This is a genomic window from Comamonas sp. FG99 (genome assembly GCF_057808605.1).
Genome location: NZ_JBMDII010000026.1, coordinates 63,634 through 84,217 on the forward strand (window position 1 = coordinate 63,634; position 20,584 = coordinate 84,217).

14 protein-coding genes are annotated in these 20,584 nt (G+C 68.0%); 12 read left to right on the plus strand and 2 right to left on the minus strand.

What is annotated here, in order from left to right:
• Nucleotides 1-21 precede the first annotated feature (21 nt).
• The 6 genes from ACODRX_RS17500 (at nt 22) to aspA (ending at nt 9,069) form a co-directional block, all read left to right on the plus strand.
• Nucleotides 22-2,910 (plus strand): aminotransferase class I/II-fold pyridoxal phosphate-dependent enzyme, encoded by a 2,889-nt coding sequence (locus ACODRX_RS17500; RefSeq protein WP_488872815.1) that lies wholly within the window; start codon nt 22-24, stop codon nt 2,908-2,910.
• A complete protein-coding gene (locus ACODRX_RS17505) occupies nt 2,907-4,364 on the plus strand; it encodes a biotin carboxylase (protein ID WP_488872816.1) in 1,458 nt (485 codons plus the stop codon). The genes ACODRX_RS17500 and ACODRX_RS17505 overlap by 4 nt, the downstream gene beginning before the upstream one ends.
• 11 nt (nt 4,365-4,375) lie before the next feature.
• Nucleotides 4,376-5,320, plus strand: a complete 945-nt coding sequence (locus ACODRX_RS17510; protein WP_488872817.1) for a C45 family autoproteolytic acyltransferase/hydrolase — start codon at nt 4,376-4,378, stop codon at nt 5,318-5,320.
• A 69-nt stretch (nt 5,321-5,389) separates the two neighbouring features.
• Complete coding sequence (locus ACODRX_RS17515; RefSeq protein WP_488872818.1) at nt 5,390-6,697, plus strand: dicarboxylate/amino acid:cation symporter; 1,308 nt, start codon at nt 5,390-5,392, stop codon at nt 6,695-6,697.
• Between the two features lie 93 nt (nt 6,698-6,790).
• Complete coding sequence (locus tag ACODRX_RS17520; protein ID WP_488872829.1) at nt 6,791-7,639, plus strand: amino acid ABC transporter substrate-binding protein; 849 nt, start codon at nt 6,791-6,793, stop codon at nt 7,637-7,639.
• A gap of 8 nt (nt 7,640-7,647) precedes the next feature.
• Nucleotides 7,648-9,069 (plus strand): aspartate ammonia-lyase, encoded by a 1,422-nt coding sequence (gene aspA / locus ACODRX_RS17525; protein WP_488872819.1) that lies wholly within the window; start codon nt 7,648-7,650, stop codon nt 9,067-9,069.
• 72 nt (nt 9,070-9,141) lie between these two features.
• On the opposite strand, the gene ACODRX_RS17530 is transcribed toward aspA, so the two are convergent.
• A complete protein-coding gene (locus ACODRX_RS17530; protein WP_488872820.1) occupies nt 9,142-10,341 on the minus strand; it encodes a threonine ammonia-lyase in 1,200 nt (399 codons plus the stop codon).
• A gap of 205 nt (nt 10,342-10,546) precedes the next feature.
• Between ACODRX_RS17530 and exaC the strand changes: the two genes are divergently transcribed.
• Both exaC and ACODRX_RS17540 read left to right on the plus strand, forming a co-directional pair.
• Nucleotides 10,547-12,073 (plus strand): acetaldehyde dehydrogenase ExaC, encoded by a 1,527-nt coding sequence (gene exaC, locus ACODRX_RS17535; protein WP_488872821.1) that lies wholly within the window; start codon nt 10,547-10,549, stop codon nt 12,071-12,073.
• Nucleotides 12,074-12,179: 106 nt separating this feature from the next.
• A complete protein-coding gene (locus ACODRX_RS17540; protein ID WP_488872822.1) occupies nt 12,180-14,312 on the plus strand; it encodes a TonB-dependent receptor domain-containing protein in 2,133 nt (710 codons plus the stop codon).
• A 126-nt stretch (nt 14,313-14,438) separates the two neighbouring features.
• On the opposite strand, the gene pedF is transcribed toward ACODRX_RS17540, so the two are convergent.
• Nucleotides 14,439-14,927, minus strand: coding sequence for a cytochrome c-550 PedF (gene pedF, locus ACODRX_RS17545; RefSeq protein WP_488872823.1), 489 nt, complete (start codon nt 14,925-14,927; stop codon nt 14,439-14,441).
• A 339-nt stretch (nt 14,928-15,266) separates the two neighbouring features.
• Between pedF and ACODRX_RS17550 the strand changes: the two genes are divergently transcribed.
• From ACODRX_RS17550 to ACODRX_RS17565, 4 genes are all read left to right on the plus strand, one after another.
• Complete coding sequence (locus tag ACODRX_RS17550; protein ID WP_488872824.1) at nt 15,267-17,270, plus strand: sigma-54-dependent Fis family transcriptional regulator; 2,004 nt, start codon at nt 15,267-15,269, stop codon at nt 17,268-17,270.
• A 76-nt stretch (nt 17,271-17,346) separates the two neighbouring features.
• Nucleotides 17,347-17,880 carry a cytochrome b gene (locus ACODRX_RS17555; protein WP_488872825.1) on the plus strand — a complete coding sequence of 178 codons (534 nt, stop codon included), beginning with the start codon at nt 17,347-17,349 and terminating at the stop codon, nt 17,878-17,880.
• Nucleotides 17,881-18,033: 153 nt separating this feature from the next.
• Nucleotides 18,034-19,917, plus strand: a complete 1,884-nt coding sequence (locus tag ACODRX_RS17560; protein WP_488872826.1) for a methanol/ethanol family PQQ-dependent dehydrogenase — start codon at nt 18,034-18,036, stop codon at nt 19,915-19,917.
• A gap of 5 nt (nt 19,918-19,922) precedes the next feature.
• Nucleotides 19,923-20,540: a pentapeptide repeat-containing protein gene (locus tag ACODRX_RS17565; protein ID WP_488872827.1), complete on the plus strand. Its 618-nt coding sequence runs from the start codon at nt 19,923-19,925 to the stop codon at nt 20,538-20,540.
• The last annotated feature ends 44 nt before the right edge of the window (nt 20,541-20,584 follow it).

Here is a 20,584-nt window from a genome sequence, read left to right on the forward strand (position 1 = left end):
CCGGCCCTCCTGGAGACAAACATGACATCCCGATCCTCTACCGCAACACGCGCCCGGGCCTCGCTCAGCCGACACCGCAGCGTCTGGGAGATGCGTGCCGACGGCTGGATCAGCCTGGTGGACGATCTGAGCCGGCTGGCCATCCTGGCGCCCGAGCACCCCGAGCGCGCCAGCCGCCTGGCCCATGTGCAGACCATCATCGACGCGCTGGCCCCGGTCGAGAGCTACTGGGCCTTTCCGGGCGGGCGGGTGTTCGGCGAGCTGTGCCAGTGGATAGAGCGCGAGGAACTGGCGCGGGCCCACCAGGCGGCGCGGCGCATCCACCGCGTGCTGGCCGCGCGCACCTACCGCCACGACCCGAACACGCTGGACAACGACAACGAGCTGCCCTCGCAGATCGAGACCGACAGCGAGCTCCAGGCGCAGCTGGCCCGGCCCTACTTCGAGGTGCTGATCGTCGACGAGATGTCGGCCAGCGAGGAAGACGCGCTGCGCCGCCGCGTGCAGCGCAAGCGCAGCGCCGACGATGACTTCGTGTTCGACATCGTGGTGGTGCCCAGCTTCGAGGACGCGCTGATCGCCACCCTGGTCAACTTCAACCTGCAGGCCGTGGTGATCCGCCACGGCTTCCCGTTCCGCTCGGTCAACAGGAGCGGCATGCTGCGCCGCTTCCTGGAAGGCATGGACGACAACATCGAGGCCATGCCCGAGTTCGAGCGCGGCCCGCTGCTGGGCCGGCAGATCGCGCAGCTGCGCCCCGAGCTGGACCTGTACCTGGTCACCGATGTCAGCGTCGAGGAGATCGCCGCGCGCGTGGGCGAGGTGTTCAAGCGCATCTTCTTCGGCGAGGAAGACCACATCGAGCTGTACAGCGCCATCATGAAGGGCGTGGGCGAGCGCCACAAGACGCCCTTCTTCCACGCGCTGCGCGACTACGCCAAGCAGCCCACGGGCGTGTTCCACGCGCTGCCGCTGGCGCGCGGCAAGTCCATCATGAACAGCAACTGGATCGGCGACCTGGCGCAGTTCTACGGCATGAACCTGTTCATGGCCGAGACCTCGGCCACCTCGGGCGGGCTGGACTCGCTGCTGGACCCCGTGGGCCCGCTCAAGCTGGCCCAGGAGTACGCGGCCCGCGCCTTCGGCGCCAGGCGCACCTACTTCGCCACCAACGGCACCTCCACCTGCAACAAGATCGTGGTGCAGGCCCTGGTGCGGCCCGACGACATCGTGCTGGTGGACCGCAACTGCCACAAGTCGCACCACTACGGCCTGGTGCTGGCCGGCGCCCAGGTGGCCTACCTGGATTCCTATCCGCTGGACCAGTACTCCATGTACGGCGCCGTGCCGCTGCGCCACATCAAGGAGACCCTGCTGGGCTTCAAGCGCGCCGGCACGCTGGAGCGCGTGCGCATGGTGCTGCTGACCAACTGCACCTTCGACGGCATCGTCTACGACGTGGAGCGCGTGATGATGGAATGCCTGGCCATCAAGCCCGACCTGGTCTTCCTCTGGGACGAGGCCTGGTTCGCCTTCGCGCGCTGCCACCCCATCTACCGCCAGCGCACGGCCATGGCCAGCGCCGCCAGGCTGTGCGAAACCTTCAAGGACCCGGCCTACGCCAGGCGCCACGCCGAATTCGCCGCCGGCATCGACTGGGAGGACGACCAGCAGCTGCTGGACACCCGGCTGATCCCCGACCCGGCCAAGACCCGCATCCGCGTCTACGCCACGCATTCCACGCACAAGACACTGACGGCGCTGCGCCAGGGATCGATGATCCATATCTGGGACCAGGACTTCAAGGACAAGGCCGAGGAGTCTTTCCACGAGGCGTACATGACGCACACCTCGACCTCGCCCAACTACCAGATCCTCGCCTCGCTGGACGTGGGCCGCCGCCAGGTGGAGCTGGAGGGCTACGAGCTGATCCAGCGCCAGCTGGAGCTGGCCATGAGCCTGCGCGAGCAGGTGCTGCACCACCCGCTGCTCAGGCGCTATTTCCGCTTCCTGCGCATCGGCGACCTGGTGCCCGCGGACTACCGCGAATCGGGGGTGGACAACTACTACAACGACGAGACCGGCTGGGACAACCTGGAGGCCGCCTGGCGCAGCGACGAGTTCGTGCTCGACCCCACGCGCGCCACGCTGGTGATAGGCACCACCGGCATGGATGGCGACACCTTCAAGAACAAGGAGCTGATGGACAAGTACGGCATCCAGATCAACAAGACCTCGCGCAACACCGTGCTGTTCATGACCAACATCGGCAGCACCCGCTCGGCGATCGCCTACCTGATCGAGGTGCTGATCAAGATCGCCCGCGACGTGGATGCGCGCGTGGCCGACATGAGCGCCATCGAGCGCCGCATCCATGAAAAGCGCGTGCGCTCGCTCACGCTGGAGCAGCCGCCGCTGCCCAATTTCTCCAGCTTCCACTTCGCCTTCCGCGGCCGCAGCGTCGAAGGCCGCGCGGGCACGCGCGACGGCGACATCCGCAGCGCCTTCTTCCTCTCGTACGACGACACCAACTGCGAATACATCGACATGGCCGAAGCCGCGCGCGCCATCGCCGAGGGGCGCGAGCTGGTGTCCGCGCTCTTCGTGATTCCCTATCCGCCGGGCTTTCCCATCCTGGTGCCGGGCCAGGTGATCAGCGCCGAGATCCTGCAGTTCATGGCCGCGCTTGACGTGCGCGAGATCCACGGCTTCCGCCCCGAGCTGGGCTTTCGCATCTTCAGCCAGGCGGCGCTGGACCGCGCCGCCCAGGCCACCGCGGCGCGCGCGGCGCTGGCGCTGTCGGGCCGCGCGGCGCAGGCCCAGGCCTCGGACGGCCTGGGCCAGCCCGAGCCGGCGCTGGCCACCGAATCCACCACCCCGAAGAAGTCCAACCCGAGGAGCAAGAAGTGAGCAACAAAGTCAAGAGCATCTCCGATCTGCTGCTGATGTTCCACCGCAACGAGCGGCCGATCTACTTCATCAGCGCCACCAACTTCAACCTGCTGGGCATGGACCGCTGGGTCAACCGCTTCCGCTACATCAACTACATCGACTGCTTCGACGGCCGCCACCCCAACGTCTTCGTGCCCCAGGAGCTGCCGCACGAGGAGTTCCAGTCCATCGAGGACATCAACAACTACCTGCTGCAGCACAAGGACGTGGTGGACCTGATCGAGCGGCGTGGCGGCAAGCCCGTGGCCACCTTCCTGATGTTCGACGAGAAGACCGAGGCCCTGGCCAAGGAGCTGGGCATGGAGGTCTGGTTTCCGCCGGCCGCGCTGCGCCAGCGCTGCGACAACAAGATGGAGACCGTGCGCATAGGCAACAAGGCCGGCGTGCACTCGGTGCCCAACGCGCTGGAGAAGGTGGACAGCTACGAGCACCTGATGCAGATCGCCGAACGCCACGGCCTGGGCCAGGACCTGGTGGTGCAGTCGGCCTTCGGCGACTCGGGCCACACCACCTTCTTCATCGCCTCGCGCGAGGACTTCGACAAGCACCAGGACGAGATCGTGGGCGACCCCGAGGTCAAGATCATGAAGCGCATCAACTGCCGCGGCGCCACGCTGGAGGCCTGCGCCACCCAGTCGGGCACCCTGGTCGGGCCGCTCTTGACCGAGGTGGTGGGCGCGCGCGAGCTCACGCCCTACAAGGGCGGCTGGTGCGGCAACGAAGTGTTCCCGGGCGCCTTCTCCGAGGAGGTGCGCGCCAAGGCGCGCGACATGGCCGAGCGCTTCGGCAACCAGCTGCTGGCCGAGGGCTACCGCGGCTACTTCGACCTGGACTTCCTGATCGATACCGACAGCGGCGAGGTGTATCTCGGCGAGCTGAACCCGCGCATCTGCGGCGCCAGCCCCATGACCAACCATGCCGCCTTCGCCTATGCCGACGCGCCGCTGTTCCTGTTCCACCTGCTCGAATTCTCGGGCGTGCCGTTCGATCTGAACGTCAAGGAGATCAACGAGCGCTGGGCCCAGCCGCATTTCATCGACTCGTGGTCGCAGGTGGTGCTCAAGTTCACCGAGGACCGGGTGGACCAGGTCACGCATGCCCCGGCCACCGGCATCTACCGCATGGGCGAGGACGGCAGCGTCGCCTACCAGCGCTTCGACTACAACCGCAAGGCCATCGACTCCGAGCGCGAGGCCTTCTTCCTGCGCATCACCGGGCCGGGCGACTACCGCTACGAAGGCGCCGACCTGGGCATCCTGATCACGCGCGGCCGCTCGATGGACGACAACTTCAAGCTCAACATCCGGGCGCGCGACTGGATCCGCGGCATCAAGAACTACTACGCGGGCAAGCCCATCCTGGCCACGCAGCAGGAGGCGGCGCCGGCGCCGGGCTCGTTCAAGATCCTCTGACACCGCCCGCCATGCCGACCCGCATCCACTTCCAGGCCATCGCCGAGGACCAGCCCGGCGACCAATGGAAAGCGTTGTTCGCGCAGTTCTGGCCCTCCTACCGCTCCTGGTTCCTGCGCCAGCACATGCCGCAGCTGGTGCCCACCTGGGAGCGGCTGGTGGAGCTGGCCGGCGGCGGCGACATCGAGGCGCGCTTCCTGTCGCTGTGGTGCCCGCCGCCCTACATCACCGGCTGCTCCCAGGCGGTCTGGCTCGATGCCGGCGGGCGGCACGAGCCCATGCTGCTGCGCAACTACGACTTCGCGCCCGCGCTGCTGGAAGGCAGCTGGCTGGCCACGCGCTGGAGCGGCCAGCGCGTGGCCGCGATGGGCGACTGCCTGTGGGGCGCGCTCGACGGCATGAACGAGTCGGGCCTGGCCGCCTCGCTGTCCTTCGGCGGCCGCACCGTCTGCGGCGACGGCTTCGGCATTCCGCTGGTGCTGCGCTACGTGCTGGAGATCGCCGAGGACACCGCCTCGGCCATCGCCATCCTGCAGCGCGTGCCGGTGCACATGTGCTACAGCGTCACGCTGCTGGACGCCCGGGGCGAATGGGCCACGGTGTTCCTGAACCCGGACCGGCCGGTCGAGGTGACCCGGCGCCGCGCGGTGACCAACTTCCAGCACGCGGTGGAATGGCCCGAGCATGCGCGCGCCACCAGCGCCTGCGAGCGGCTGGCCGCGCTGCAGCAGCAGATCGACGCCGGGGTGCCGGCATGCGAGGCGCAGGCCGCGCTGCTGCGCGAGCCGCTGTACCAGCCCGCCTGGCTGCGCGGCTACGGCACGCTGTACACCGCGGCCTATGCGCCGCGCTCGGGCCGGATCGAGCTGTGCTGGCCCGGCCAGAGCTGGCCCCAGGCCCTGAAGGCCTTCGAGGAAGGCCGGCGCGAGATCAGCTACCTGGGCCAGGCGCCCTGAGGTGCGGGCCGCTCCAGCGCCCGCCTCGCAACCCCAACAATCGACAACAGGTTTTGAAGGAGTAACGCCATGAAAAGAAGACTGCCACCCGCCGCCTGGATCCTGGTCGCCATGGTGATCGGCATCGTGATCGGCTACATGATTTTCGTCAACTTCCCCGACAAGAAGGCCGCCGCCCAGATCGCCGGCTACATCTCCATCATGTCGGACGTGTTCCTGCGCCTGATCAAGATGCTGATCGGACCGCTGGTGTTCTCCACGCTGGTGGTGGGCATCGCGCACATGGGCGACGCGGCCTCGGTGGGCCGGGTGTTCCTCAAGGCCATGCTGTGGTTCGTCACCGCCTCGCTGGTGTCGCTGATCCTGGGGCTGATCCTGGCCAATGTGCTGCAGCCCGGCCACAACCTGGGGCTGCCGCTGCCGGACATCGGCGCCGCCACCAACCTGGCCACCGGCAAGTTCACGCTCAAGGACTTCGTCAGCCATCTGGTGCCCAAGTCCTTCGCCGAGGCCATGGCCAACAACGAGATCCTGCAGATCGTGGTGTTCTCGATGTTCTTCGGCGTCGCGCTGGCCGCGCTCGGCGAGAAGGGCAAGACGCTGGTGGCGGCCATCGACGAGCTGTCGCACGTGATGCTCAAGATCACCGGCTATGTGATGAAGCTCGCGCCGCTGGCCGTGCTGGCGGCCATGGCCGCCACCGTGGCGGTGAACGGACTGGAGATCCTGCTGAAGTTCGCGGTCTTCATGGGCGACTTCTACCTGGGCCTGTTCACGCTGTGGGCCCTGCTGGTGCTCGCCGGCTTCACCTTCCTCGGGCCGCGCATCTTCAAACTGCTGGTGCTGATCAAGGAAGCCTTCATGCTGTCGTTCGCCACCGCCAGCTCCGAGGCCGCCTACCCCAAGATCCTGGATGCGCTGGACCGCTTCGGCGTCAAGCGCAAGATCTCCAGCTTCGTGATGCCCATGGGCTACTCGTTCAACCTCGACGGCTCGATGATGTACTGCACCTTCGCGACCCTGTTCATCGCGCAGGCCTACGACATCCACCTGTCGCTGGGCACGCAGATCACCATGCTGCTGATCCTGATGCTGACCTCCAAGGGCATGGCCGGCGTGCCGCGCGCCTCGCTGGTGGTGATCGCCGCCACGCTGAACCAGTTCAACATCCCCGAGGCCGGCCTGCTGCTGATCCTGGGCGTGGACACCTTCCTGGACATGGGCCGCTCGGCCACCAACGCGGTGGGCAACTCGATCGCCAGCGCGGTGGTCGCCAAGTGGGAAGGCGAGCTGCTGCCCGAGGGTGAAGCCGCGGCGAATGCGCAGCGCCTGGATGCGGAGCTGCAGGCCACGCTGGCCCATCCCGCGCATTCCTGAAGCCGGAAGGAGCATGCGGTGAACCTTCAACGACTCTCCGTGCTGGCCTGCGCGCTCGGCCTGTGCTGCGCCGCCCCCGCCCAGACCATAGGCATGCCGGTGCAGGCCGTCGGCGCCGAACTCCACGGCACGCTGGCCAAGCTGCGCAGCAGCGGCAGCATCGCGCTGGGCTACCGCGAGGCCTCGGTGCCGTTTTCGTACCTCAATGCCCGCCGGCAGCCCATCGGCTACTCCATCGAGCTGTGCAAGGCGCTGGTGACGGCCATCGAGGACACGATCAACAAGAGCCTGGCCATCCAGTGGGTGCCGGTCACCTCCGACAACCGCATGGCCGCGGTCACCAGCGGCAAGGTGGACCTGGAGTGCGGCTCCACCACCAGCAACCTCGAACGCCAGAAGCAGGTGGCCTTCTCGCCCATCATGTTCGTGGCCGGCACCAAGGTGATGGTCCGGCAGGGCACGCCGATCCGCAGCTTCCGCGACCTGGCGGGCAAGAAGGTGGCGGTGACGGCCGGCACCACCAACGAGAAGGCGCTGCGCGACCTGGACCAGAAGTTCAAGCTCGGCATGCAGCTGCAGGTGGTGCCCGACCACGCCCAGGGCTTTGCCCAGGTGGCCTCCGGCGAGGCCGACGCCTTCGCCACCGACGACGTGCTGCTGTACGGCCTGATCGCGGAGAACGCCGGCAAGACCCCGGGCAAGTTCCAGGTGGTGGGCGACTACCTCTCCTACGACCCCTACGCCATCATGTTCCGCAAGGACGACCCGCAGCTGGCGCAGGTGGTGAAGGCCAGCTTCCAGGAGCTGGCCGAGGACGGCGAGATCGAGCGCCAGTACAAGCGCTGGTTCCTGCGCCGGCTGCCCTCGGGCACCAGCCTGGACCTGCCGATGAGCGCGCAGCTGCAGACCATCATCGAGACCATGGCGATCAAGCCGCAGTGAGGAGCACCATGAGCACCGACCCATCCGTTCGCATCGAACACGACCTGCTCGGGGACCGCGAGGTGCCCGCCCATGTGTACTACGGCGTGCACACCCTGCGCGCGCAGGAGAACTTTCCCATCACCGGCACGCCGATCTCCATCTACCCCGAGCTGATCCGCGCGCTGGCCAGCATCAAGCAGGCGGCGGCGCTGGCCAACCACGAGCTGGGCCTGCTCGACCAGCGGCGCTGCGACGCGATCGTCGATGCCTGCCGGGAACTGCAGGCCGGCCAGCTGCACGACCAGTTCGTGGTCGACGTGATCCAGGGCGGCGCCGGCACCTCGACCAACATGAACGCCAACGAGGTGATCGCCAACCGCGCGCTGGAGCTGCTGGGGCACCGCAAGGGCGAGTACCAGTACCTGCACCCCAACGAGCAGGTGAACATCGGCCAGAGCACCAACGACGTCTATCCCTCGGCGCTGAAGATCGCGACCTGGTTCGGCATCCTCGGGCTGATCGATGCGATGGAGGTGCTGCGCCTGGCCTTCGAGCACAAGGCCGAGGAATTCAGGGACGTGCTCAAGATGGGCCGCACCCAGCTGCAGGACGCGGTGCCCATGACGCTGGGCCAGGAGTTCAGCACCTATGCGGTGATGATCGGCGAAGACCAGGCGCGGCTGCGCGAGGCGGTGCTGCTGATCTGCGAGATCAACATGGGCGCCACCGCGATCGGCACCGGCATCACCGCGCATCCCGACTATGCGCCGCTGGTGCTCAGGCACCTGCAGGAGATCACCGGCATCGCGCTGCAGACCGCGCCCAACCTGATCGAGGCCACCCAGGATTGCGGCGCCTTCGTGCAGCTGTCGGGCGTGCTCAAGCGGGTGGCCGTCAAGCTGTCCAAGACCTGCAACGACCTGCGCCTGCTATCGAGCGGCCCGCGCGCGGGCCTGGGCGAGATCAACCTGCCGGCGATGCAGGCGGGGTCGAGCATCATGCCGGGCAAGGTCAACCCGGTCATCCCCGAGGTGGTGAACCAGATCGCCTTCGAGGTCATCGGCAACGATGTCACCGTCAGCTTCGCGGCCGAGGCCGGGCAGCTGCAGCTCAATGCCTTCGAGCCCATCATCGCCCACAGCATCTTCAAGAGCGTGAGCCACCTGCGCAACGGCTGCCTGACGCTGGCCGAGCGCTGCGTGCAGGGCATCACCGCCAACCGCGAGCACCTGCGCGCATCGGTGGAGAACTCGATCGGCATCGTGACCGCGCTCAACCCCTACATCGGCTATGCCAATGCCACCGCGGTGGCGCAGCAAGCCCATGCCAGCGGCGGCAGCGTCTACGACATCGTGCTGGCCAAGGGCCTGCTGACCCGGGCCCAGCTCGACGCCATCCTCAAGCCCGAGATCCTCACCCAGCCCAGCGCATTGAAGCTGGGCGCCTGAGGCTATGCGTTGAGCGCCAGGGAATACCGGCTTTCACGCAAAACGCACAACGCTCAACTTTTCCTTGCCCGCTCAGCTCACCACCACCTGCATGCCCGCCGCCTGCAGCCGCTCCATCACCTCCTGGATATGGGCCTTGCTGCGGGTCTGCAGCACGATCTCGATCTCGGTGTTCTGCGCCGCCAGGCTGGTGAAGGCGCGCTGGTGGTGCACCTCCTCGATGTTGGCGCCGGCGTCGGCCACGATGGCGGTGATGCGCGCCAGCATGCCGGGCACGTCGCGCGCATTGATGCGCAGCCGCGCCAGCCGGCCAGAGCGCACCATGCCGCGCTGGATGATGGAGGCCAGCAGCAGCGGGTCGATGTTGCCGCCCGACAGCACCAGCCCGACCTTGCGGCCCGCGAAGCGCTCGGGGTAGCGCAGCAGCGCCGCCAGGCCCACGGCGCCCGCGCCTTCGACCAGGGTTTTCTCGATCTCCAGCAGCATCAGCACCGCCTGCTCGATCTCGCCCTCGTCCACCAGCACCAGGTCGTCCACCAGCGCGGCGATCACCGCGCTGGTGAGCACGCCGGGGTTGCCCACCGCGATGCCCTCGGCCATGGTGGAGATGCCCTGCGGATGCTCGGTGCCCTTGATGGCATTGACCATGGCCGGAAAGCGCGCGGTCTGCACGCCCACCACCTCGATGCCGGGCTTGGCCGCCTTGGCCGCCACCGCCATGCCGGCGATCAGCCCGCCGCCGCCCACCGCCACCAGCAGCAGGTCCAGGCCGGGCTGCTCGGCCAGCATCTCCAGCGCCAAGGTGCCCTGGCCGGCGGCAATCGCCTCGTCGTCGTAGGGGTGCACGAAGACCAGGCCCTGCTGCTCGGCCAGCGCATAGGCATGGGCGCGGGCCTCCTCCAGCGTGTCGCCGTGCAGCACCACCTCGGCGCCGAAGCTGCGCGTGCGCTCCACCTTCACGCCAGGGGTGAAGCGCGGCATCACGATCACCGCCCGCAGCCCCAGGCGCTGCGCATGGTAGGCCACGCCCTGGGCATGGTTGCCGGCGCTCATCGCGATCACGCCACGCGCCCGCTCCTCATCGCTCAGCTGGCTGAGCTTGTTGCAGGCGCCGCGTTCCTTGAACGAGGCGGTGAACTGCAGGTTCTCGAACTTGAGGTAGACCTGCGCGCCGACGATGTTCGACAAGGTGTGCGAATACAGGCAGGGCGTGCGCTCGACCTGGCCGCCGAGGCGCGCCTCGGCGGCATGGATGTCTTGGATGCTGAGCATGGTGGTGTGCGGATGGTGCGCGATGGCCCCACATTCTAGGGTGTGCCATCTGCAACAGTCGCTGCTCCAGACTGGCACAGCCGCATGCCATGGCCTGGAGCACCCGGGCCGCCGCGCGCCGCTGAACCCGGCTGGCACGAAGTTTGTATATCCCTGGGCAGCCGGCGGCAGGGCATGCCGGCCATCACCAACCCAGGAGACTTTCATGGATATGTTCGAACTCAAGCGTTTCAACCTCGACATCGCCTACCCCTACAAGCAGCGCTACGACAATTTCATCGGCGGCCAGTGGGTCGCGCCGCTGGCGGGGCGCTACTTCGACAATGTCTCGCCCATCACCGGCAAGCCGTTTTGCAAGGTGGCCCAGTCCGATGCCAGCGATGTGGACCGGGCCCTCGACGCGGCCCATGCCGCGCAGGACAAGTGGGCCGCGACCTCGACCACCGAGCGCGCCAACCTCCTGCTCAAGATCGCCGACCGCATGGAGCAGAACCTGGAGCTGCTGGCGATCGCCGAGACCATAGACAACGGCAAGCCGCTGCGCGAGACCATGGCGGCCGACATTCCGCTGGCGATCGACCATTTCCGCTACTTCGCGGGCTGCATCCGCGCCCAGGAGGGCGGCATCTCCGAAATCGACGCCAACACGGTGGCCTACCATTTCCATGAACCCATCGGCGTGGTCGGGCAGATCATTCCCTGGAACTTCCCGCTGCTGATGGCCGCCTGGAAGCTGCCGCCCGCGCTGGCCGCCGGCTGCTGCGTGGTGCTCAAGCCCGCCGAGCAGACGCCCGCCTCCATCATGGTGCTGATGGAGCTGATCGGCGACCTGCTGCCGCCCGGCGTGATCAACGTGGTCAACGGCTTCGGCAAGGAGGCCGGCGAGGCGCTGGCCACCAGCAAGCGCATCACCAAGATCGCGTTCACCGGCTCTTCCGCCGTGGGCCAGCGCATCCTGCATGCCGCGGCCGACAGCATGATCCCCTCGACGGTGGAGCTGGGCGGCAAGAGCCCCAATATCTTCTTCGCCGATGTGATGGACGCGGACGACGAGTTCCTCGACAAGGTGATGGAAGGCTTTTCCATGTTCGCGCTCAACCAGGGCGAGGTCTGCACCTGCCCCTCGCGCGTGCTGATCCAGGAGTCGGTCTACGAGCGCTTCATCGAGCGCGCGGTCAAGCGCGTGCAGTCGATGAAGCAGGGCCATCCGCTGGACAAGAGCACCATGGTCGGCGCCCAGGTGTCGCAGGCCCAGCTCGAACGCATCCTGGGCTACATCGACGTGGGCCGCCAGGAGGGCGCGCAATGCCTGACCGGCGGTGAGCGCCACCGCCCCGGCAGCGAGATCGACGATGGCTTTTTCATCAAGCCCACGCTGCTGTTCGGGCGCAACGACATGCGCGTGTTCCAGGAGGAGATCTTCGGCCCGGTGGCCTCGGTCACCACCTTCAAGACCATGGAGGACGCGATCCGCATCGCCAACGACACCGAGTACGGCCTGGGCGCCGGCGTGTGGAGCCGCAACGGCACCACCGCCTACCAGATGGGCCGCGCGATCAAGGCCGGCCGGGTGTGGACCAACTGCTACCATCTCTACCCCGCGCACGCGGCCTTCGGCGGCTACAAGAAATCGGGCATCGGCCGCGAGAACCACAAGTCGGCGCTGTCCAACTACCAACAGACCAAGAACTTGCTGGTGAGCTACAGCCCCAAGGCGCTGGGCTTCTTCTGATCGCCCGCCGCGCCATGCGGCATCGGCGGTGCCGCATGGGGCTTTTGCAGTGCGCGGCTTGCCGCGCCCTGCGTTTTTTCTTCAGCCTTGCATGCGAGGAGCCCCCATGCCCCCAGCCCCCATTCGCGCGCCTGCGGGCCAGCCCCTGAGGCTCGCGGCCTTCGGCAGCCTGCTGGCGCTGGCGCAGGCCGCGGCCGCGCAGGCCGAGCACGACACGCTGCCGAGCGTCACGGTGCGCAGCACGCTGGCGCCCGCGCCGCTGGAGCATGCGCCGGCCTCCGTCACGGTGATAGACGGCGAGCGCGCACGCGATCGCCAGTGGCAGGTCAACCTCTCCGAAACCCTGCCCGCCGTGCCCGGCCTGTTGGCGCAGAACCGGCAGAACTACGCGCAGGACCTGCAGCTGTCGATCCGCGGCCACGGCGCGCGCTCCACCTTCGGCGTGCGTGGCGTGCAGATCCTGGTGGACGGCATTCCCGCCACCATGCCGGACGGCCAGGGCCAGATCAACAGCATCGACCTGGCCTCGGCTGAGCGCATCGAGGTGCTGCGCGGCCCCTATTCGGCCCTGTACGGCAATGCCTCGGGCGGGGTCATCAACGTCTACACCGAGCGCGGCGAAGGGCCGGCGCGGGTGGATGGCAGCTTTGCGCTGGGCAGCAACGGGCAAAGGCGCCTGGGCCTCAAGGCCCAGGGCGAAAGCCAGGGCATAGGCTATGTGCTCAGCGCCAGCCGCTACCAGACCGACGGCTGGCGCAGCCACAGCGCCGCCGACAAGGATCTGCTCAACGCGCGCCTGGACACCCGGGTCGGCGACGACGGCCTGCTCACCCTGGTGGCCAGCCGGGTGGACATCGAGGCGCAGGACCCGGGCGGCCTCACCCCCAGGGAATGGCAGGCCGACCCACGCGCCGTGGCGCAGGGCCCGCTGGACTTCAATGCCCGCAAGAGCACGCGCCAGACCCAGGCGGGGCTGAGCTACGAGCGGCACCTCGACGGCGCCAACACCCTGCGCCTCATGGCCTATGTGGGCGAGCGCGGCATCGTGCAATACCAGTCCACGCCGGTGGCCGCCCAGCAGCCGCCCACCAGCGCCGGCGGCGTGATCGAGCTGGAGCGCAGCTACGCCGGGCTGGATGCGCGCTGGACGCACCGCACCCAGGCCGCGTCGCGCCCGCTGGAGCTGAGCGCCGGCCTGTCCGTCAACACGGTGGAGGAAGACCGCCAGGGCTACAACAACTTCGCCGGCGGCCTGAATGGGGTGAAGGGCGCGCTGCGCCGCGACGAGCGCAACACCCTGGGCGCAATCGACCCCTATGCCCAGGCCTCCTGGTCCTTCGCGCCGGACTGGACCGCCCAGGCCGGGCTGCGCTGGAGCAATGTGCGCCTGAAGTCGCTCGACCACTACCTCGCGCCCGGCAACGGCGACGACAGCGGCCGCACCGGCTTTCACCGCCTGCTGCCGGTGCTGTCGCTGCAGTACCGCGTGAGCGATAGCGCCCAGGTCTACGCCTCTGCCGGCAGCGGCCTGGAGACGCCGACCTTCAACGAAATCTCCTACCGCCCCGCGGCGCAGCCGGGCCTGAACTTCGGCCTGCAGCCCGCCACCTCGACCAGTGCCGAGATAGGCTGGCGCCAGCGCTTCGCCGCAGAAAGCCTGCGCGGCGAGTGGAGCGCGGCCCTGTTCCAGACCCGCACGCGCAATGAAATCGTGGTGGCCGAGAACCTGGGCGGGCGCACCAGCTACCAGAACGCGGGCCGCACCCGGCGCCAGGGCCTGGAGCTGAGCGCCAGCGCCTGGCTGTCGCGGCAGCTGCAGCTCAGCACCGCGCTGACCTGGCTGGACGCCACGCTCAGCGAAGGCTTTTGCGATGCCAAGGGCAGCTGCGTGCCCGCCGGCAAGCGCATCGCCGGCACCGCGCGCCACCAGGCCTGGGTGGCGCTGGACTGGCGGCCCGCCAGCGCCTGGCGGCTGGGGCTGGACTGGCGCCAGGTGGGATCGATTGCCGCCAACGACGCCAACAGCGTGCTCGCGCCGGCCTATGGCGTGCTGGGCGCAAGCGCCAGCCACACCCGCTACTGGGGACCCTGGAAGCTGCAGGCCTATGCCCGCATCGACAACCTGGCCGACAAGCGCTATGTGGGCTCGGTCATCGTCAACGAAAGCAATGGCCGCTACTATGAAAGCGCGCCGGGGCGGCAGTGGATGCTGGGCGTGAATCTCGGCTACCAGTTCTGAGGGCTACCCATAATTGAGCGTTGAGCGTTGAGGGTTGAGGGTTGAGGGTTGAGGGTTGAGGGTTGAGGGTTGAGGGTTTTGCGGCTTCACGCCCCACGCAAAGCCCTCACCCCTCGACGCCGCACCCTACTTGGTGGCGTCGCGCCGCTCCTCCAGGTAGCTGCGGATGGCCCAGATCGCCTCCTGCGACAGGGTGCCCTCGAAGGGCGGCATGTACACCCGGCCGTCGCGCGTGCGCCCGCGCCGCACCGTGCCCACGTAGTAGTCGTCCATCTCCTTGTAGCAGGCAGTCTTCTTCGCGGCATCGGCAAGCCCGCTGCAGTCGTCGTCGAATTTGCGCAGATCGGGCGCAATACCGCCCGACAGCGCCTCCAGCCCATGGCAGCGCGCGCAGTTCTGGTTGTAGGCCGAGCTGCCGATGCGCAGCGCCTCCTTGCGCGCCGGGCTGCTCTTGTCGTAGGGGTTGGCATCGAGCCATTTGCTGCCGAGCTGGGGCAGGGTGCTCGTATCCACGGCCTGCGGCACCACGTCGCCGTGCGCCATGGCCGCCGATGCGCCGCATGCCAGGGCCAGCGCCAGCAGGCCCCGGGTCCACAGAGGGAGGTGTTGTTTCATCGGGTGTCTCCAAGTTGAGGGGAAAAAACGAAGCTCCCCCAGCGCGAAGCAATATGCAGGCCACCGGCCGGCATTTTTCGCAAGCCACGCCCCGGCTGTCTCCGATTGGCACGATTGCGCCAAAACTGTTCCAGAATGGAACACTCGGGCCAGCGCCGGCCCGGGGGGCCGGGATATCCAGCTTGCGGTCCGGCCCGCTCATGCACAGAATCCCGAACATTCCAAAAACAAAGGCCTTGGCATCTGCGCACCAGCCAAGGCGGCCCGGAACCCAGATGGCTGGCCGGGTAGTGAGCGCTTGCTGGAGAAGCTCTGCTCCAGCTCCAGGAGACCAGCGATATGAGCATTGATTCTTTTGGCCGCCCCCCCGCGAGACAGGACGCATCACCGGACCCGGTGGCGCTCGAACACCACTATGCCGAGGTGCTGGGCAAGGCGAACCGCCGCTCGCAGACCTATGGCGTGGGCATCAACGAGCAGCCGGACTACGCCAGCCCGGCGCGCGGCCAGCTGAGCAATGTGCTGGAGGAAAACAGCTTCCTGTTCCAGCATGCTGCGCCCATCATGGAGACGCTGTACGGGCAGATCGCCAACACCCACAGCATGGTGCTGCTGACCTCGGCCCAGGGCATGGTGCTGCACTCGCTGGGCGACAACGATTTCCTCGAAAAGGCCTCGCGCGTGGCGCTGGTGCCCGGCATGGACTGGTCGGAAAAAACCAAGGGCACGAATGCCATCGGCACCGCGCTGAGCGAGGAAGAGGCGATCACCGTGCACGGCAGCCAGCACTACATGAGCGCCAACCAGTCGCTCACCTGCTCGTGCTCGCCCATCTTCGATCCCTACGGCCAGGTGATCGGCGCGCTGGATGTGACCGGCGACCACCGCAGCTACCACCGGCACACGCTGGCGCTGGTGCGCATGTCGGCGCAGATGATAGAGAACCACATGTTCGCCGGCAGCTTTCCCAAGGACGTGCGCCTGCACTTCCATGCGCGCCCGGAGTTCCTTGGCACGCTGGTCGAGGGCATTGCGGTCTTCACGCCGCAGGGGCGCTTCATCTCCGCCAACCGCAGCGCGCAATTCCAGCTCGGGCTGTCGTTCCATGCGCTGCAGGCGCACACCTTCTCGTCGCTGTTCAACCTGCCGATGTCGGCGCTGTTCGAGCTGTTCCGCGGCCCCTCGCCCGCGCCCCGGCAGCTGTGCATGCACAGCGGCGTGTCGGTCTGGTGCCGCACCGAGCTCAAGCCGGCCGCCCCCTGGGCCGCAGCGCTGCCGGCCGCGGCCCAGCCCGAAGACGCCGCGCCGGCGGCGCCCCGCGCTGCGCCCGAAGCTGCGCCGCGCAAGCCGCATTTTTCGTCGCTGCAGTACCTGGATACCGGAGACCCGCAGGTCTGCGCCGTCATCCACAAGCTGCGCCGCGTCGCGGACCGCGACATCCCGGTGATGATCCTGGGCGAGACGGGTACCGGCAAGGACTTGCTGGCCCAGGCCATCCACAACGACTCGGCGCGGGCGCGCCAGCCCTTCGTGCCGGTCAACTGCGCCTCCATCCCCGAATCGCTGATCGAGGCCGAGCTGTTCGGCTACGAGGAAGGCGCCTTCACCGGCGCGCGCAAGAAGGGCGCCGTCGGCAAGATCGCCCAGGCCCACGGCGGCACGCTGTTCCTCGACGAGATCGGCGACATGCCCAGGCACCTGCAGGCGCGGCTGCTGCGCGTGCTCCAGGAGCGCAAGGTCAGCCCGCTGGGATCGAGCAAGGAGATCGAGGTGGACGTCACCGTGATCAGCGCCACCCACAAGAACCTCAAGGAGATGATCGCGCGCGGCGAGTTCCGCGAAGACCTGTACTACCGCCTCAACGGCCTGGTGGTGCGCCTGCCCGCGCTGCGCGAGCGCACGGATTTCGAGCTGGTGGTCAGGAAAGTGCTGCATTCGCTGTGCGACGGCGGCCAGCCGGTCGGCATCGCGCCCGCGGTGATGCAGCTGCTGGCGCAATACCGCTGGCCCGGCAACCTGCGCCAGCTGCACAACCTGCTGCGCACCGCGGTGGTCATGGTCGAGGACGGCGGCGTGATCGACACCCCGGACCTGCCCGACGACTTCCTGGAGGAGCTGCAGGCCGCCAGCAGCCAGGCTGCAGCGCCCGCCATGCCGGCCTCGGCGCCAGCCGCCGATGCGCCGCCCGACAGCCAGCGCCTGCAGGACATGACCATCCAGGCCATGGCACAGATGTTGCGTCTGCACAAGGGCAATGTGTCGGCCGCGGCCAAGGCGCTGGGCGTTTCGCGCAACACCATCTACCGCAAGAAGAACCTGCTGCCGCCCGACCTGCTCGACTGACGGCACCTGCGCACCCCGAGGCCTGCGCCCAGGGCCCCGGTCGGCCCCATCCCACGGCTGCAGGAGACCCACGATCATGGCGCAACCCCACTACGACCGCTGCTCGGTGCTGCTGCACTGGCTGATGGCAGCACTGCTGCTCGCCCAGCTGGGGCTGGGCCTGTGGATGACCGGGCTGCCCAAGGACACCGGCGGCCTGCGGGCCTACTGGTTCAACATCCACAAGTCGCTGGGCATGCTGCTGGGGCTGCTGCTCGCGCTGCGCCTGGCCTGGGCGGCGGCGCGCCCGCATCCGCAGCCCCTGCCGCTGGGCCGGGCGATGCAAAGGCTGGCCACCGCCAGCCACCGCCTGCTGTACCTGTTCATGCTGCTGTCGCCGCTGTCGGGTTTTCTGGGCTCGGTGTTCTCCGGCTATCCGATCCGCTTCTTCGGCCTGCGCCTGCCCAAGCTGGCCGAGCGCTGGGATGCGGCCAAGGAACTGCTGAGCTGCCTGCACCTGGGCTCGACCTATGCCCTCATGCTGCTCATCGGCCTGCACCTGCTAGCCTTCGTCCACCACCAGTTCATCCTCAAGGACGGCTTGCTGCAGCGCATGCTGCTCCGTAAATGAGCAATTGCCGCGTCACACTCCGCTCCACATTTGAACGGCCGGGCCACTGAGTGCGGCGCCAGGCCGCCCCCATGCCAGCACCGCCCGCGGTGGCATGCGTCTTGCGTAGAGGACAGCGCGATTCATCCACCACAACACGAGGAGCAAACCACCATGACCACTGCGGTCCCCCACCCCCTGCGGCTCAGCACGCTGTGCCTGGCTCTTGCGGCCACCCTGTCCCTGCCGGCCCACGCGGTCAAGCCGGTCACCTGGGACGATATCGCCAACGATGCCAAGACCCCCGGCGACGTGCTCACCTACGGCCTGGGGCTGACGGCGCAGCGCTACAGCCCGCTCAAGACGCTGAACACCAGGAACGTGGCCAACCTGCTGCCGGCCTGGAGCTATTCCTTCGGCGGCGAAAAGCAGCGCGGCCAGGAGGCCCAGGCCCTGGTGCACGACGGCGTGATCTACGTGACCGCCTCGTACTCGCGCTTCGTGGCGCTGGATGCGCGCACCGGCAAGCGCCTGTGGACCTACGAGCACCGCCTGCCCGAGGACATCCGCCCCTGCTGCGACGTGGTCAACCGCGGCCCGGCGATCTATGGCGACAAGGTCTACTTCGGCACGCTGGACGCGCGCATCGTGGCGCTGGACCGCGCCACCGGCAAGGTGGTCTGGAACGAGAAGTTCGGCGACCACAAGGTGGGCTACACCATGACCGGCGCACCCTTCATCGTGAAGGACCAGAAAAGCGGCAAGGTGCTGCTGGTGCACGGCTCCTCGGGCGATGAATTCGGCGTCGTCGGCTACCTGTATGCGCGCGATCCCGACACCGGCAAGGAGATCTGGGCCCGCCCCATGGTCGAAGGCCATGTGGGGCGCCTGAACGGCCAGCCCAGCACGCCCACCGGCGACCCCAAGGCCCCGAGCTGGCCCGACGACCCGAACTCCCCCACCGGCAAGGCCGAGGCCTGGAGCCAGGGCGGCGGCGCGCCGTGGCAGACCCCGTCGTTCGACGTGGAGAGCAACACCATCGTGGTCGGCACCGGCAACCCCGCGCCCTGGAACACCTGGAAGCGCACCGCCAAGGGCGACGACCCCAGGAACTGGCCCAGCCTCTACACCTCGGGCCAGGCCTATGTGGACCCGGGCACGGGCGATCTCAAGGGCTTTTTCTCGCACACGCCCAACGACGCCTGGGACTTCTCGGGCAACAATTCGGTGCTGCTGTTCGACTACAAGGACCCGAAGACGGGCAAGACGGTCAAGGCCTCGGCCCATGCCGACCGCAACGGCTTCTTCTTCGTGACCGACCGCGCCAAACTCGCCCAGGCCGGCGGCGGCCATCCCTGGAAGCAGAACGCCATCATCAACGCCTGGCCCTTCGTCGACGGCATCACCTGGGCCTCGGGGTTCGATCTCAAGACCGGCCTGCCGATCGAGAACAACAACCGCCCGCCCGAGCCCAAGGAAGGCGAGGAAAAGGGCGAGAGCATCTTCGTCTCGCCGCCGTTCCTGGGCGGCACGAACTGGATGCCGATGAGCTACAGCCCCGACACCGGCCTGTTCTACATCCCCGCCAACCACTGGGCCATGGACTACTGGTCCGAGCACATCACCTACAAGCCCGGCGCGGCCTACCTGGGCCAGGGCTTCCGCATCAAGAAGCTGCACGACGACCATGTCGGCACGCTGCGCGCCATCAACCCGCTGACCGGCAAGATCGCCTGGGAGCACAAGGAGCAGTTCCCGCTGTGGGCCGGCACCCTCACCACCGCCGGCGGGCTGCTGTTCACCGGCACCTCGGACGGCTATGTGAAGGCGCTCGACCAGAAGACGGGCAAGGAGCTGTGGAAGTTCCAGACCGGCTCTGGCGTGGTCTCGGTGCCCGTGACCTGGGAGATGGACGGCGAGCAGTACGTCGGCATCCAGTCCGGCTACGGCGGCGCGGTGCCGCTGTGGGGCGGCGACATGGCCGAGCTGACCAAGCAGGTCTCGCAGGGCGGCTCCATGTGGGTGTTCAAGCTGCCCAAGCAAGTGGCCAGCCGGTGAAGACCATGGCCGCGCACCTCTTGCGCTGCGCGGCTGCGGCGCTGGCCTGCATGGCCTGCGCCGCGGCCCCGGCCCAGACGCCGGGCGATGCGGCCGACCCGAGCACGCCGCCCTCCAGCGAGCCGCTCGTGGTCAACGGCTGCCCGATCTGGCCCTACACCCGCTGCCCCGGCGCCGACCTGCGGCATGCCAACCTGGTGGGCAAGAACCTCGCGGGCGCAGACCTGCGCGGCGCCAACCTCACGCGCGCCGACCTGCGCGGCGCCAACCTGGCCGCTGCCAACCTCGAAGGCGCCGACCTCACCGGCGCACGGCTGAACAAGGCCACCGCCGCCAACACCGACTTCAAGCACGCGCGCATCGTCGGCGCCGACCTCGAAGGCGCGCGGCTGATGCGCTCGGACTTCTCGGGCGCGCAGTTCATCGGCTCCAATCTCGAAATGGCGCGCTTCAACAACGCCTGGTTCGTGGGCACGCGCTTCATCGGCAACGACCTGCAGGAAACCAAGTTCGCCGCCACCAACCTGAAGAACGCGGTGTTCGAAGGCAATTTCGTGCGCTACACCCTGTTCACCGAAGCGGCCATGGACGGCTGCCAGGGCTGCCAGGAAAGCTGGAAGTAACATGCGCAACACACTGCTTTTCACCGCCGCGGGGGGGGGGGGCG